15 protein-coding genes are annotated in these 15,906 nt (G+C 44.4%); 12 read left to right on the forward strand and 3 right to left on the reverse strand.

Annotation, left to right across the window (positions count from 1 at the left end; all coding sequences use genetic code 11):
• Window positions 1-35 precede the first annotated feature (35 nt).
• The 8 genes from AC0QHF_RS26945 (at window position 36) to AC0QHF_RS26980 (ending at window position 10,391) form a co-directional block, all read left to right on the forward strand.
• Complete coding sequence (locus AC0QHF_RS26945) at window positions 36-1,382, forward strand: flippase (RefSeq protein WP_324707367.1); 1,347 nt, start codon at window positions 36-38, stop codon at window positions 1,380-1,382.
• 17 nt (window positions 1,383-1,399) lie between these two features.
• A complete protein-coding gene (locus AC0QHF_RS26950; RefSeq protein WP_324707368.1) occupies window positions 1,400-2,296 on the forward strand; it encodes a sulfotransferase family protein in 897 nt (298 codons plus the stop codon).
• A 61-nt stretch (window positions 2,297-2,357) separates the two neighbouring features.
• Window positions 2,358-3,272, forward strand: a complete 915-nt coding sequence (locus tag AC0QHF_RS26955; protein ID WP_324707369.1) for a glycosyltransferase family 2 protein — start codon at window positions 2,358-2,360, stop codon at window positions 3,270-3,272.
• Window positions 3,273-3,283: 11 nt separating this feature from the next.
• Window positions 3,284-4,555 carry an O-antigen ligase family protein gene (locus AC0QHF_RS26960; protein ID WP_324707370.1) on the forward strand — a complete coding sequence of 424 codons (1,272 nt, stop codon included), beginning with the start codon at window positions 3,284-3,286 and terminating at the stop codon, window positions 4,553-4,555.
• 41 nt (window positions 4,556-4,596) lie between these two features.
• Window positions 4,597-5,685 carry a glycosyltransferase gene (locus AC0QHF_RS26965; RefSeq protein ID WP_324707371.1) on the forward strand — a complete coding sequence of 363 codons (1,089 nt, stop codon included), beginning with the start codon at window positions 4,597-4,599 and terminating at the stop codon, window positions 5,683-5,685.
• A gap of 77 nt (window positions 5,686-5,762) precedes the next feature.
• On the forward strand, window positions 5,763-6,380 hold the full coding sequence (locus AC0QHF_RS26970) for a serine O-acetyltransferase (RefSeq protein ID WP_324707372.1): 618 nt from the start codon (window positions 5,763-5,765) through the stop codon (window positions 6,378-6,380).
• Between the two features lie 388 nt (window positions 6,381-6,768).
• Window positions 6,769-7,752 carry a sulfotransferase family protein gene (locus AC0QHF_RS26975; RefSeq protein ID WP_324707373.1) on the forward strand — a complete coding sequence of 328 codons (984 nt, stop codon included), beginning with the start codon at window positions 6,769-6,771 and terminating at the stop codon, window positions 7,750-7,752.
• Window positions 7,753-8,102: 350 nt separating this feature from the next.
• The gene (locus AC0QHF_RS26980; protein ID WP_324707374.1) at window positions 8,103-10,391 is read left to right on the forward strand and encodes a beta propeller repeat protein; all 2,289 of its coding nucleotides are present in this window, start codon (window positions 8,103-8,105) and stop codon (window positions 10,389-10,391) included.
• 112 nt (window positions 10,392-10,503) lie between these two features.
• Here AC0QHF_RS26980 and AC0QHF_RS26985 read toward each other — a convergent pair whose 3' ends face one another.
• The 3 genes from AC0QHF_RS26985 to AC0QHF_RS26995 all read right to left on the reverse strand — a co-directional run bounded on the left by AC0QHF_RS26985 (window position 10,504) and on the right by AC0QHF_RS26995 (window position 12,248).
• Window positions 10,504-10,713: a hypothetical protein gene (locus tag AC0QHF_RS26985; protein WP_324707375.1), complete on the reverse strand. Its 210-nt coding sequence runs from the start codon at window positions 10,711-10,713 to the stop codon at window positions 10,504-10,506.
• 76 nt (window positions 10,714-10,789) lie between these two features.
• Window positions 10,790-11,281: a DUF1269 domain-containing protein gene (locus AC0QHF_RS26990; RefSeq protein ID WP_324707376.1), complete on the reverse strand. Its 492-nt coding sequence runs from the start codon at window positions 11,279-11,281 to the stop codon at window positions 10,790-10,792.
• Between the two features lie 172 nt (window positions 11,282-11,453).
• Window positions 11,454-12,248, reverse strand: coding sequence for a 2OG-Fe(II) oxygenase (locus AC0QHF_RS26995; RefSeq protein WP_324707377.1), 795 nt, complete (start codon window positions 12,246-12,248; stop codon window positions 11,454-11,456).
• A gap of 94 nt (window positions 12,249-12,342) precedes the next feature.
• Between AC0QHF_RS26995 and AC0QHF_RS27000 the strand changes: the two genes are divergently transcribed.
• The 4 genes from AC0QHF_RS27000 (at window position 12,343) to AC0QHF_RS27015 (ending at window position 15,484) form a co-directional block, all read left to right on the forward strand.
• Window positions 12,343-13,266, forward strand: a complete 924-nt coding sequence (locus AC0QHF_RS27000; protein WP_324707378.1) for a nucleoside hydrolase — start codon at window positions 12,343-12,345, stop codon at window positions 13,264-13,266.
• Window positions 13,267-13,455: 189 nt separating this feature from the next.
• Window positions 13,456-13,824 (forward strand): response regulator transcription factor, encoded by a 369-nt coding sequence (locus AC0QHF_RS27005; protein ID WP_324707379.1) that lies wholly within the window; start codon window positions 13,456-13,458, stop codon window positions 13,822-13,824.
• Between the two features lie 44 nt (window positions 13,825-13,868).
• Window positions 13,869-15,197, forward strand: a complete 1,329-nt coding sequence (locus tag AC0QHF_RS27010) for a DUF3370 domain-containing protein (protein ID WP_324707380.1) — start codon at window positions 13,869-13,871, stop codon at window positions 15,195-15,197.
• 14 nt (window positions 15,198-15,211) lie between these two features.
• A complete protein-coding gene (locus AC0QHF_RS27015; protein WP_324707381.1) occupies window positions 15,212-15,484 on the forward strand; it encodes a YciI family protein in 273 nt (90 codons plus the stop codon).
• Window positions 15,485-15,906: the final 422 nt, after the last annotated feature.

The following is a 15,906-nucleotide window of genomic DNA, read 5'->3' on the forward strand; positions in this document are numbered from 1 at the left end:
AACCAACATTTTTAAAAACAAAGCAAATCAAACTTATGATTAAATTTATAAATAAAATTCGATCAAACTTGCAAAATACCAGCTCAACGAATAGTTTAAAAAAATCTTTGATCAAAGCTGCAACGGGGACTTTTGGTATCAAAGTTATCAATGCTTTCTTGCTGTATGCCAATAGTGTACTTCTGGCCCGTGTTTTGGGTTTCCAAGAATTTGGAAGTTATATGTATGCTACAGCCTGGGTCAATTTGTTAGTCATTCCAGCAGTTTTTGGATTGGAAGGATTGGTGACTCGGGAAGTAGCCATGTATCAAACTCAATCCAACTTCAATCTAGCAAAAGGCTTAATTGATTGGTCAAATCGTGTGGTTTTATTGAATGCCACTGGTTGGGCTGTACTGACATCCTTAATTGCCTGGGGGTTAACACTAACATCCAATCCAAGCCAATTACCCGTTTTTGTGATGGCTATGATTTCATTGCCATTCATAGCCCTTTCAAGACTCCGACAATCAACTCTGCAAGCACTGCGTCACATTGTTATTGGGCAAGTCCCAGAAATGCTAATTCGGCCGACCCTATTGATCGCTAGTTTAAGTGTAATATATTTTATTTATAATCAAAGTTTGACGGCATTCTATGCAATGATTATTTATTTATTGGCGAATCTATTAACTTACACAGCAGGCTTGTTTTTTCTCCAGAATTGCTGTCCCAAAAATATCAAGAATGCCGTTCCAAAATATCATAAAAAACAGTGGATCAAAAGTGCATTTCCAATGTTACTTATAGGCGGTATGTATCTAATTAATAACCAAACAGACACGGTGATGTTGGGGATTTTAAAAAGCTCTGACTCCGTGGGACTGTACACAGTAGCGAACCGTGGTGCCGGGTTGATTTCATTTGTATTAATTGCAATTAACACAGCATTGGCTCCAAATTTTGCCAGCTTGTATGCCGGAGGCAATCTCAAGCGATTACAGCAAATCGTTTCTAATAGTTGTCGAATAGCCTTTGTTTCTGCCTTAATAATTGCACTCATATTAATGATATTTGGCCAATGGTTTTTGCTTCTTTTTGGAGCGGAATTTGTTCGAGGACAAACTGCTATGAATATCTTGTCCTTGGGACAGCTTATCAATGCTTCCACGGGTGCAGTAGCCCTGCTTTTGTTGATGACAGGTCACGAGCGCGATACAGCTTTAGGGGTAACAATTAGTGCCTTGCTAAATATCTTTTTAAATGTTATACTAATACCAGGGTGGGGCGCTGAGGGGGCAGCAACAGCAACAGCAATTAGCATGGTTGTTTGGAATGCTATTTTGGCAGTATTTGCCTACAAAAGATTGAAAATAAATTCGACCATTTTGACGATCAAATAGCGGAGTAATGCCAAATTATGAATCAACCCAACTTTTTCATCGTCGGAGCTGCGAAATGTGGAACAACTGCTCTGAGTAATTATCTCAGCGAACATCCAAATATTTATATTTCAAGACCGAAAGAACCTCGTTTTTTTGCCGAAGAATTTCAACTTCCAGATATCAAAACTTGGGAACAGTATTTAAGTTTATTTGAGGATGCAGATGGAAAATTAGCAATTGGAGAAGCATCTGTTCATTATTTATGTTCGGCGACAGCGATTGAAAAAATATACCATTATAAGCCTGATGCTAAAATCATAGTCATGCTTCGTAATCCCGTAGATGTGGTTTACTCTTATCACTCTCAGCTCGTTTTTAATCAAGATGAGAATGAAGTTGACTTTGAAAAAGCTTGGCGTTTACAAGATGCAAGGCAAAGAGGAGAACATCTTCCTCCCTTGGCTAAAAATTCACAAGCATTGCAATATCGCATGATTGGAAAACTCGGTTCTCAAGTTGAGAAACTACTATCTTTTTTTAGCCCTGAACAGGTTAAAATTATATTATTTGATGATTTCCAAAAATCAACAAAATGTGTTTACGAAGAAGTTCTATCCTTTCTAGAAGTCCCCTCAGACAATAGAAGTGATTTTCCCCGAATCAACGCCAATAAAAAATATAAAAATGCTTGGCTTGCACGACTGACAGACCAAACACCACCCGCTTTTTTAAATGTAATTAACAGGGTCAAAAAGGCGGTCGGATTAAAAAAAATTGGCATTGTAAATGCGATCCGAAAGATGAACTATAAAGAATATCAGCGACACCCTTTAATGCCCACTTTTCGTTCCGAGTTGGTTGATGAATTTCGGGAAGAAGTGATAAAGTTGGAAAATATATTGAATCAAGATCTCGGTCATTGGAAACAATAAATCAAGCCACTGGATTTCAATGGATTGAGTTGCCTCACCTTCCACTTTAAATTGACGAATTATGAAAGACAAATTTTTGGTTAGTATTCTGATAAATAACTACAACTACGGTCATTTTGTATCCGAAGCGATAGATAGTGTATTAAGTCAAACCTATCCCAATGTGGAAATTATTGTTGTTGATGATGGTTCGACAGATGACTCACACGAAATCATCAAAGCTTATCATGATAACATTATTCCAATATTTAAAGAAAATGGTGGTCAAGCATCTGCTTTTAATTTTGGATTTGCCCAAAGCAAAGGAGATATCATTTGTTTTCTTGATGCCGATGATGTATTTTTACCAGAAAAGGTTGAACAGATTGTTGGCTGCTTTGAAAAGCATCAAGAGATTGGATGGTGTTTTCATCCATTGACTTATGTAACTCAGGATTTATCAAAATATGGCGAAACAATAAATCATACAGGCGTATCAGGTGTTTATGATGTCAGACCTCATATCAACCGTGGTAAACTCAGGAATTATATACCCTTTAAAGGTACGGTCACTTCTGGACTTTGCTTTTCACGTAATCTGTTGCAAAAAATTCTTCCAATGCCCGAAGAAATAAGAATTACCAGTGATGATTATTTAAAATATGCGGCGTTTGGATTGAGTCCTGGTTTTATTTTGTTAAATGACTTGGCTTTGCAAAGGATACACGGCAATAATGCTTATACAATGAGAAAAGATCGCGAAAATCTCAGATCAAAAATAGAAATTTTGACTGCGTATCACCTCAGAAAAAACATTCCATCAATTGCCAAGTTTTCTCATAATATTTTTGCTATGGGACTGAGCAAATATCAAAAATTAAACTCAAATAATGATGACCATAAACATTTGATTGAAAAATATTTTGTCGGCTTATTGTTGATGGAAAAAATAGAAATTTACTTGAGAAGCTTGTATTATCGTATTAAATTTAGATAGACAAAATGATAATGATAAAAAAGCTGCCTCAATCTTTAGAACATCTTTTTACAATTGTTGCCTTGCTCTTTTTTACTCGCTCGTTAGATGCCGAAAGTTTATTTAGCGCTTCAGAGGGTGAACAGGAAGTAATTTTAAGCTATAATCCCCTGACTCCTCTGCTTTCACTCATGCAGCATGGTATCTTTTTAATTGCTTTATTTTTTTTGTTTGATAGATGGAAAAAGACATTGACAACTGTTCTTAGAGGACGATTTATATGGGGCTTAGTGATACTGATTCTTCTCTCTTTTTTATGGTCTGATTTTCCCGCTTTAACTCAGCGTCGTTCAATTGCTTTTTTAGAAACCACGGTATTCAGTATATATCTGGCATCCCGTTATTCTTTACCTGAGCAATTGCAGTTAATAACCAGGGCATTGGGAGTTGCATTATTATTAAATTTACTCTTTACTCTAGCTCTTCCAGGCAGTGGAATAGAGTATGGAATTCATGCTGGTGCTTGGCGAGGTTTATTAATTCAAAAAAATCTTTTAGCTCGTTTAATGATATTGGGTTTTTTAGCTTTTTTGTTGACGACAGTAAAAAGCAAACGAGAAGGGATTTTAAAAAAAATTTTCCTTTTTTTGTTTGTTTTTATGGTTATTTTATCTGCTTCTAAAACAGCTTTAATGTTGCTGATGTTGATAGTTTTACTTCATTCTATCTTCAAAGCTTTGAGATGGTATCCTTTGAAAGCAATACCGTTTTTTCTAAGCGGTGCATTAATAATTGGGTGCATTCTTACATTTCTGGTCAGTAATGCCGAAAGATTATTATTGGCAGCCGGACGAGATTTGACGCTATCAGGACGCACAGTAATTTGGTCAGCTCTGCTAGATAAAATTCAAGAAAGATTTTGGTTGGGATATGGATATATGGGATTCTGGCATGGTGTTTATGGAGAATCTGCTTATGTCGGTAAAGTTTATGGAACAACTTATATTCCACCTCATTCTCATAATGGCTTTATCGAGTTATTTCTGGGTTTTGGTTTGATCGGTACTTTATTATTTTTATTCAGTTTTGTTAGTGTTGCCAGAAAATCTTTTGTATTGGCTCGTGTAACGGATATATCAGAAGGACTGTGGCCACTCATGTATCTATCCTTTATTATTCTTTATAATCAAACGGAAACCACTTTGATTGAACATAATTCAATTTTTTGGGTTCTCTATGTAACTCTCGCTTTATCAAACTTTAAACCTTTGACTGAAAAGCGTATCAACCTGTCACATTTTTGATCAAATTTTTAACCTTGAAAATGAGTAGGAAAAAGTAAGCCATGACGAAAATCGCAATTTTTCTAAGTTCGTTAGATGGAGGGGGAGCCGAACGAGTTATGATTAACTTGGCCAGTGGCTTTGCCGACCGGGGGATGAGTGTCGATCTAATTTTAGTAAAGGCTGAAGGTCCTTATTTGTCTCAAATTTCACCCAAAGTTCGGGTGATTGACTTTCAAAAACAAAGACTTTTGGAAGGTTTGCCAAAATTGATTAGTTATCTCAAAGCCGAACGTCCAGTGGCTTTGCTGTCTGCATTGGAAGATACGAATGTTGTCGCTCTTCTTGCTCACCGTTTAGCTCAAGTTAAGACTCAAGCGATTGTGACCGTTCATAACAATCTTTCACGAGAATCCCAAAATGCAACTCAGCTAAAACGAAAGTTATCCCCTCTGATGGTCAGATGGTTTTATCCTTGGGCTGATGCAGTAGTTTCCGTATCTAAGGGTGTGGCTGATGATTTACTTAAAATTGGATTGAACTCTCAGAAAATCCACGTTATTTACAATCCTATTGTCACCAATGAACTTCTTGAAACTGCTCAACAACCTATCGAACATGATTGGTTTTTTCCCGACCAACCTCCGGTAATTCTGGCGGTTGGACGCTTAAATCAACAAAAAGATTTTCCAACTCTAATTCATGCGTTTGCTCAAGTTAGACAGCAGCAACGAGTCCGATTGATGATCTTGGGCGAAGGAGAAGAACGCTCGAATTTAGCATCTTTGGTAACAAAGCTAGGTCTTGAAGAAGAGGTTGATTTTCCGGGATTTGTTGCCAATCCCTATGCTTACATGGCGCGGTCTGCTGTTCTGGTTCTCTCGTCTGCTTGGGAAGGATTTGGTAATGTTTTAGTCGAGGCTATGGCAGTTGGAACTCCGGTGGTTTCTACCAATTGTGAAAGTGGTCCATCAGAAATTTTAGACAATGGTCGTTATGGTGCTTTAGTGAATGTTGGAGATCGGAATGAAATGGCGAAAGCTATTCTTCAAATGATCGCTTCACCAACTGATTCAGTTGTCATACAAAAGCGTGCCGATACCTTTTCTCTAGAAAATGCTGTTGACAAATATCACAAATTATGGCGGTGATGCTCGAACCCGATTGGATATGGTTTTGGGGAAATTTTTAGAGTAAAATAATAGGTGTTCATCAATTCATAGCGTTCATGGAAAAAATGGATTTTTGGGAAGCATTGAAGGCAGATATTGATAGATATGTTTATATGGACAACCTTTCTTGGGTTCGAGTCATCTTGTCTAAGCAAGGAATTTGGGCGCTCACTCAATATCGATTGAGTCGTTGGGTTCATACTCAAGTTCATATTCCAGGAATTCGACAGATTTTGAAAGCATTTTGTGCAATTTGGCAAAAATTGGTCGAAATTATGACCGGAATGGAAATTCCCAATCGTGCGGAAATTGGCAAGGGAGTTTTTATTCCTCATGCAGGTGGCATTTACATTCATTGTGATGTTCAGATAGGTGACTATTGTAACTTAAGTCAAGAGGTGACAATTGGTATTGGTGGGCGACAGGAAAAACGAGGATGTCCTAAAATTGGCGATCGAGTTTATATTGCACCTGGTGCAAAAATTTTTGGCGCAATTACGATTGGAAATGATGTGGCGATCGGGGCGAATGCTGTTGTCACCAAAGATATACCCGATAACGCTGTTGCTGTTGGAATTCCCGCCAAAGTAATTAGCTATCAAGGCTCAAAAGATTTTATCCTTTACCGATCTGAAAAGGATAATGAAGTTCTAACAAATTCTCTTGAATCTTAAGATCTGATTTCTGCAGTCGCTGAAATCCTTGTGTGACGAGACTTCCCAGAAAAATATCCCCGGGAGTCTCCGATCGCTGAAATCCAGTGCTGGCAGACGATTCGGTATTGCTAAGATTCTCTTGACAAATCAGCTCTAATCCCATGAACAACATTGATCAAACCTAACCTTCTCAAAAGGCTGGGGGCTAGGGTTTGGAGAATTGATAAGTTCGTAATAGCTTGATAGTCAGCGATTTCCTTGATGAGTCCGAAAATCCTTGACTTTTTTGATGGATTGAATTAAGCTGTAAAGCATAGTAGATTTGGACTCCAAAATCGTACTTCACCATCAATAGAAACGCCATATAAGCTTTTGATATCCGTCTGTCGTTCATTTTTGAGAACTAATGAAAAAAAGCGAGAAAGCAACGAGTCCTTTATTCGTCGTCGGTATGCCACGGAGTGGTTCGACTTTATTTACACGGTTGTTGAATGAAAGTCAAGATCTATTTATTGTCAATGATTTCTACTATTTACAGTATGTAGAATCTCTCGGTGGTTTTAATGAAAATGATTCCCATCTCAATCGAGATTTTGCCCAATATATTCTCAAATTAATTAAAGGAAGAGTTGAACGTCCGGATTCTCCACCAATAGAGTGTGGACTAATGCTTTCTGAATCAGACGAACGAGAATTAGAAAGTTATGCCATAAAATGTGGCGAACAAGCTGATATGAACTGGGCTACAATTTTAACAAGTATTATGGAATTTAGTGCCAATTTAGTCGGCAAAAAGATTTGGGGATACAACACACCTCAAGACTATTTGCATATTGATAAGTTACTTGATAAATTTCCGGATGCCAAGTTTATATTTTTGATGCGAGATCCTCGTTCTGTTATTCGTTCTTATAAGTATGTAACTTCTAATGGATATCACGATACTAATCGCTACCATCCCATCTTGCAATCTATGGCTTGGAAAGCCTCTCTTCACACATACCATACTTGGAAAGATCTGAAACCCGAGCAGTTTTTGTTGGTTTTTTATGAAGAATTAATCGAACAAACAAATGAAACTATGGCTAAGGTTGGTGATTTCATGAGTGCCAATTTTTCTCATGTTGATTTGAAGGATTTTGGAAATAACTCATCCTTTCAAGGAAAAAGTAAACGAAGTTTAAGTGATGCAGAAATTTGGCTTTGTGAAAAAGTAGCCGGTCAAGATATGCTGAATATAGGTTATTCTCTATCCGGAAAAAAACCTAAGCTTCAAGATTTAGGTCCTATACTTAATATATCTCAAAAAGCTGCGTGGTTTTATATTCAAAAAAGTTTCACTTCAAAAGATATACGCAAAAGAGTATTAAATTTAATCACAAAGTTTTGAATCATAGCCGATCGATCGCTCAATTTTATCCCAAAACTGCATATGGCGTTTTTCGAGTTGGTGAGGTACCACTGTTAGTCTTGGAGGGAATGGGTAATGGTAAAAACTTCTTTTCTACTCCCTACTCTTTTCCCAGCCAGATGTAACTCACTAACCTGGTAAATTATAGATCATATTTTCAGTCTCTTTTGGTCGTATTTCATGGGACTGACAGATGGGGGCTGAAATTTATACTGTACCCTTACCAGTAATGTACGACTCGCTCTCTATTAACCTTTATTGAAAAGACAAAAATTTAAAGATATTTAAATTGGTTTGATAATGAAAGAATCGTTGATTCAGTGAAATTGATGGCAATGAAAAAAACATCCCCAAGAAAAGCTTTCTACTTCGGTGTGGGAGCTTTAGGTTTACTATCCGTCTTTTTTATCAAATTTTTCTGGCAAGAAGCATCAACTCTTCAATCCTGCAATCCCTCCTCGGAAAAAACAATATTTAGCACTTCCATAGGTGAACGTTATGAATGGAGTCCGGTCAAAATTGGAGCGGGTGGATTTGTGACAGGTATTGTCATCCATCCTCGCGAACCCAATCTCATCTATGCCCGTACAGATGTCGGCGGGGTTTTTCGTTGGAATCCCAGTAACCAAAGCTGGATGCAACTTTTAAGTGCTGATTCAGTTCCTCAAAATGTATCCGACGATCATGTTGAGAGTATCGCACTCGATCCGAATGACCCAAATATTGTTTACATTGCAATCGGCGGTTATACCCGTTCACAACAACAGCTTGTTTCAGGAGTTTTACTCAAATCTACAGATCGGGGGGAGTCTTGGAAAACTTTAGACCTATCCTTACCGATGGGAGGAAACGAGCCGTGGCGTTGGACAGGAGAACGGCTGGCGGTCGATCCCAATAATAGTGATATGATCTACTTTGGTTCTCGCTTGAATGGGTTATGGCGAAGTACAGATGCGGGGACATCTTGGAATCAAATTAATCCCGAGCTTGTCCCCATCGGTCAACCCAACTCTGACACTGACAAGCAAGCGGGAGTCACTTCTGTTGTTTTTGACCCTTTTTCAGGTCTAACTGACAATCGAACAAAGGTGGTTTATGCGGGTGTTTCCGGTGAAGGAATTTACCGGACAACTGATGGGGGAGAAACCTGGCAGCATCTTTCCGGGGGACCTCCAAAAGAACTCATTCCCCAACAGGCGGTTGTCAATCCTAGTGGTGAGTTGATTACAACTTTTTATCGCAGTCAACAAGATCCGCGCGGAGGAGTTTGGAAATTGACTCGGGAAGGCTGGCAAGATATCACGCCAAAATTAGAGCGAAACTATTCTGCGATCGCACTCGCTCCCAATCAGCCAAACCGAATTTTTGTCGTGACTTATCCCATGACACCCAATGATATCTATCGGTCAGACGACGGGGGACAAAACTGGATCGCGCTCAACAATCAACTCAACGGACTCTCTTGGTGGCCGGAGTGGATTTTCTATAGCCTGACAGGAGGTATTGCAGTCTCTCCATTTGATTCGAGTCAAGTTTGGCTCACCAATGGTATTGGGATTTGGAAAACAGAAAATGGTAACGATCGCAGCGTCAATTGGTCTGCTACAGTTAACGGATTAGAAGAAACCGTTGCGTTTGATGCTATCAGCACCCCAGGAGAAGACGCTCCGATCACGGCGATCGCAGACTTTGACGGATTTCGCCATGAATCTTTATGTTCTCCACCGATCAAAAATCATGGGAATGGCAATTTTATTACAACCACCAGTTTAGCTTACAGCAGCAATCATCCTAATTTTATTGTTTCTGTGGGAGCCAGTCATCACAATCCCCAGGAAATGCGGGCGGGCTTTTCGCCAAATTATGCCCGAACTTGGAGCAACTTTGCTTCGATTCAAAATGGAACTCATCCCCAAGATTTAATATTCGGTAATATTGCAGTTTCTGCAACTGATACTAATAATATTGTTTGGCAACCCAGCAATGGTAAACCGCCCTATTTTACCCGAGATCGAGGAAAGACTTGGCGACGGATTTCCTTCTTTGAACGGGAAGAAATTGGGGGCGGCGCCCATACTCATCTGTGGAACCGACAGCAGGCGTTGGCCGCCGATCCCGTTCGCGGGGAAACGTTCTATATTTATCACCATGTCGGCGGACGTTTGATTCGCAGCGACGATGGTGGCGAAACTTGGAAAATCGTCAATGAAACCCTACCGGATGGGGTCTGGCAGGGTGCCAATGTCAAAACGGCACCCGGTATGGCGGGCGAGGTTTGGGTGAGTCTCAGCGAAAAGGGTTTGTACCGTTCCAGCAATTTCGGAGAAGATTTTGTCAAAGTTGCCGTCGAGGAAGCGAACGTTCTCGGTTTTGGAAAAGCCGCACCGGATACCACTCAACCCACCGTCTTTATTCAAGGTAAAATCGACGGCGAAACCGGCGTTTTTCGCTCGACAGATTTGGGCGAAAATTGGGTTCAAATTGCCGATTATCCGATGGGTTATTTTGAAAAAAGTCGAGTGATTACGGGCGACATGAATGTATTTGGACGGGTCTTTCTGGGGACGGCAGGAAATGGATTTATTTACGGACAGCCCTTCGATGACAATAACAACTGAACGACATCGATATTATTGGATTGGTCGGAATCTGCCAGAACCATCGCAGCTCAAAAATGACTCAGTTTTGATGCTGACAAATCCCGATGCGATCGCTCCAACTCCCGGAAATTCACATCGGCCTCATTTCCGGCACGTCCGCTTCCACCGCATCCAATTCGACGACCACGTTGAGGGATTCCGAAACGAACCACTGGCGGGGCAAATTTTGAATGGTAATTTTTTTTCCCTCCCGTTCCACCACCACATTTCCGGTCACTTTTTCGATGTGGCGATCGCCATTCATCAGGTACGTCGCCTCATCGGTCACTTTGATCCACATATTGAATCCCCCTCCATCGAGAAAAATGATTTGACAAAACGCCGGAGCGATCGCCCCGACGTTGTTGAGATGGAAATTATTCGTCTCCGAAATCTTCGCGCAATTTTGCTTCTTGTTCGGATGTCAAATTAGATTTAATTAATTGACCTTTTTCTTCGTCCTTGAAGGCTTCCTCGACCTTATCCATCGTCACCTTACCCGTCAACAAAAACAGGGCGGAAGTCCCTTCGGTGACTTGGTTGCGGACATCTTTGATAAAATCGTCGTCGATGCCGTAATCCGTGAAATGTCCCGACAGCGCCCCCGCCAACGCGCCGACGGCCATTCCGAACAGGGGCACGAAGAAAATCAGGCCGAACAGCAACCCCCAGAACGCGCCGCCGAAGGCCCCCGCGCCGACGAGATCGACAGCCTGAGTGGTTTTGGGCTTCTTGCGACCTTGCGGCCAATAGACGATCGCCGCATCCTCAATTTCAATCAAAAGCTGTTTTTGCAGTTCCTTCAGCTTATTCAGGGCATTTTGGGCGCCGTCGGCGCTATTATATTTCCAAACAGTTAAGGTTGCCATCGTTTAGCTCCTCAAAAAGCGATTGGGCGCATTATAAATCAAAAGGGCACGCGATCGGATAATCTTCAGGTTAAGAATCCCCAAGCACTGAACGCCCCATCCCCAAAGACCGATCCCGCCCCCACAAATTTTCGGAAAGCCAACCCCCAAAATTTAATAGAATTATTAATTATTAATTATTAATTGTCCTTCTCAGCCAGCCGTTGAGGGTGAAGCGGCCGTCTTCAAATTGCCCGGACGAACAGCGGATCGGCAGGACTTGATGTTGACATCGGCTGTTAAAAAAGACGATACTATTGTTGCGCGGCTCGATAATGGTCGATCGCTCCCCGGCCGATGCCGAACCGTTGCGCCATTCCGTATCGTAAAGTTGCAACTCCCCGCCGGAAAAAGTTTTCGGATATCGGTGGAAATAATAAACGTAAGTGATCGCGCGGGTTTTGGTCTTGGCACTGCTGGCGTCATTGTGGATTTTGTAATAGTCGCCGTCGTGGTGGGCCGTCAGTTGCATCTGCACCTGATCCACCGAAAAGCGGGGGTGGTTTAATTTTGAGAGGACGGTGGGGAGGGTGTGCAGAATGCGGTCTTGGAAAAATTGATAATAGTCGGGAAAGTGGGTCGCATAGAGGATAGAAGATTCCCGGTAGTTGGCGACATCCCCCGTGGTCGTGGAGGCGACAAATTGACTTTGATTCGCGATCGCCAATTCTAAGATTTGTCGGTTCTCGGCGGGGGAGAGAAAATTTTCGATGCGGACGAACCGTCCCGGCAGAAATTGCGAATCCTTGGGGGGAGATGGTGGCGGACTTTCCCCCGCCAACTCCAAAATTTTCAGGCCGATCGCGGCCCGTTCCCGCAAGCAGAGCTCCCGATCCTGCAACAGGGATTCTAACGTATCGAGCGATCGCGCCGCCAGTTTCCCCAGGCGATCGCTCTTTTGTGACAGCATCTGACCCCGATCGGACATGGACGAAATCTCCTCCCGAAACGCCCCGACCTGCATATTCTCCCATTCTTCCCCTATAAAATAACAACGTCGAACAGAAACCTCTCCATCACCCATGTCCAAATTGCCGGTAATCTTAGACCACGACGGGGCCGTTGACGATTTCCTGTCCACCGTTTTGCTGATGACGATGGACGGGGTGCAACCGTTGGGAGTCGTCGTCACCCCCGCCGACTGCTACATCGGACCGGCAGTGAGTGCGACCCGAAAGATTTTGGATCTGATGGGGAAAACTGATGTCACCGTCGCCGAAAGTACGGTTCGGGGCGTGAATCCCTTTCCCGGCCGGTTCCGACGGGATTGTTTCGTCGTCGATCACCTGCCCATTTTAAATGAGCGGGATGCGATCGCCACCCCCCTCGCCCCAGAACCCGGACAGGAATTTTTAGCCGAGGCGGTCCGAAACGCGGCCGAACCCGTCACCCTGCTGGTCACGGGCCCCCTGACCACCGTGGCCGAAGCCCTGAAAATTGCTCCGGATATCGAATCGAACATCGAGAAGATTGTCTGGATGGGAGGGGCCCTCAGCGTACCGGGAAACGTCGGCAAAGACATCGAACCCGGACAAGACGGTTCGGCCGAGTGGAATGCCTACTGGGACCCGTTCGCGATCGCGCAAATTTGGGAAACCCAGATTCCCGTCGTCCTCTGTGCCCTCGACATCACCAACACTGTCCCGCTGACCTCCGACTTGATCCGCCAACTCGGCCGACAGCGACGGTATCCCCTCTCCGATTTAGCCGGACAGTGTTATGCGATCGCCATGTCCCAAGATTACTACTTCTGGGACGTGCTGGCGACTGCATATTTGGCAGCTCCCGAACGCTATGAATTACAAATCCTGGAAACGGGCGTAATCACTCAGGGCGAAAGTCAGGGCCGGATCGTTTTACAATCCGGAGGTCGGAGGATTAAAATGATGAAACGGGTCGATCTCGACTGGTTCTATTCCTATATTTTGGAACAGTGGCGACGCTAATGACAGAGCAGATACAGCAATTTTCCAGTCCTGGCGATACAGATTTCAACTTCAAGTCCCCCTTATTAAGGGGGATTTAGGGGGATCGAACCGTATCGCAGCAAATCGATAACCGCTATATTCTGCCATCATAAAGTTCATTGAATCGGGGTGACGACTACTCAAAAAACCATTAACCGGAGTAAGGCGATGACATTCCACGAAATGTTGAAATCTCTCCTGAATCAAAATCAAACCTCAGTTTCCGCAAAACTTTTGAAACAGACCGATGAGGCGATCGATGAAGTGCTTTTTGATGCCGAAATTGACGGCGATCGCTATTATTTGGTGCGCCGTCGCTCCCCGTCGGAAGATCCCGCCATCAACCTCACGAATCGAGAGCAAGAAATCGCCCGACTGATCGCCGAAGGTTTGCCCAATAAAATCATCGGCAAACAGTTGGGAATCAGCCCGTGGACGGTGGCGACCCACCTGCGGCGGATGTTCGGAAAATTGGGCGTCAATACCCGGGCCGCCCTGATCGCCCGGTTGCTCGAAGACAATTTACTATTTGACTAAAAAAATCTGATAATCATCCAGATATCCAGAATCAATTTGCCTCCATGTTTCTATCGCCGTTTACGCCTCCTGCCCTATTCGCCCAAGTTCCATCCCCCGTCATTACCGAACCCCGCGACGTCCGCCCCCTGCCCGGAGAACTCGATCGCATCCCCGTTTTCAACAGCAACAGTCCCGAACTGGTCCTGTCCGAAGGAATTTTGCTCTCCACCTTTTCGCCCCGGGGGAAACGCCAACCGACGGCCCACCTCAATTTTCCCCTGGACGGGCGATTCGATATTTTTGCCCACCACGTCGCCAAACCCGCCGAACCGGGGGATTTGCGGACATTATATTTGGGGATTTTGGTTTACAATCCGGGGACGGAACCCGTGACATTAGAGATATTGACGGCGGCAAGTTATTTGAGTCAGCCGGATGCGCCTTTTGTAGAATTGCCCCCGATCGCAGAAAATAATCAAGGTGAGGTGTACGCCGGCCCCGGCTCTCGGGTGATGGCCGATATTTTGCGGGGCAAGCGAGGGTCCGAATTTCCCGAAACGATCACGATACCGCCGCGAGGGTATCGGATGTTAATCAACGCCCCCATCCCCGTGCGTCCCTTAGAACCGCCCCTGAACGGGCGATCGCTCCTGATGCAGTTGCAGGGCAGCGACCCGGTTTATGTCGCCAGTTTAGCCCAATACGCCGTTCAGAACCCCGACGGGAGCGAATCCGCCCCGCCCCTAGAATCTTGGATTAAATTGTTGAACCGGGGACAACTCGCCACGCCGCGCGATCGCGTCCCCACCCCCCCCGACGCCGAAACCGATACTGTTATATATGGCAGAGTGGCCGGAGTCGCCCTCGGTTCCGCCTGGAACGCCGAAATCCCCGAACTGGAAATCCCCCGACCCGGCGCCGCCATTTCCTACGTTCTCAGTTCCCTCCCCGGCGGACAACTCGGCACCGACCAAATCCAAAGTGCACCTTTAGCCGTCCGCTATCCCGACACCGCCTACCGAGCCCACGGCAACTATGGCATCCGCTACGCCCTCGATCTCCCCCTCTACAACCCCACCGACGAACCCAAAACCGTGGCGTTAACCCTGGAAACCCCCCTCAAAACCGACGGACTCTCCGGGGGCCTGCAATTTTTCGACGAACTCCCCGACGCCGTTTTTTTCCGGGGGACGGTGCGTTTCCGCTACGCCGACGCCGGGGGAGAGATGCAAAATCGCTATTTTCACTTAGTCCAAAAGCGGGGACAGCAGGGCACCCCCCTGATACAATTGGAAATCGAGCCGCAGGCGCGGCGGCGGGTGGAGTTCGAGTTTCTCTATCCCCCCGATGCCACGCCGCCCCAAGTGTTGACCATCCAAACGCTAAATTAGCGATCGCGCCGATCATGCCTTGGTTTGCCAAAATCGAAACTGGAATCGTCGAAAAATCGGTTTTCGACCAATACGTTCGGGCCCACGTCGCCTATGTGAAAGAACTGGCGGCCAAGGGACATCACGCCCGCAGCGGCTATTGGAAACGTCGGGGGGGAGGGATGTTACTTTTTGAAGCCGAATCGATGGAAGCCGCAGAAGCGATCGTCGCCGCCGACCCCCTGATCGCCAACAACTGCGTCACCTACGAGCTCTATGAGTGGTGCGTGGTGGCGGGGGAAAATTAGGGTGTGGAAAGTGAAAGAGAAAGGTTGACTTTCACAACAGTTCGGGGTACAATTTTTACAATGGGAAAATGTGCCGACATATTCTATTTCGATCCCCCCTAGCCCCCCTTGATAAGGCAATAGTAGGGTGGGTTAGGCGAGGCAGTAATTTTTCGGAAAAACCCACAACTTTCCATCCGCGCCGTAACCCACCATTTCCTTTCTAATTCATAGTTTTAAATAAAACATTCCAGTAGTGGACTGACACACCTTAAACTAGGACGACTTTAGCCATTGCCTGAACCTTCACCCTCCATCACCTGTATAGGCCGATTCACCGCCACAATTCGCTCCGCAGACCCCATAGACACCATGCGATCGCCCGTGCCGTCTTTGCCCCACATCGGCACCACATCGGGGATAATGTGGATGATCCGATTTTC

The organism is Lyngbya sp. CCY1209, from assembly GCF_055795065.1.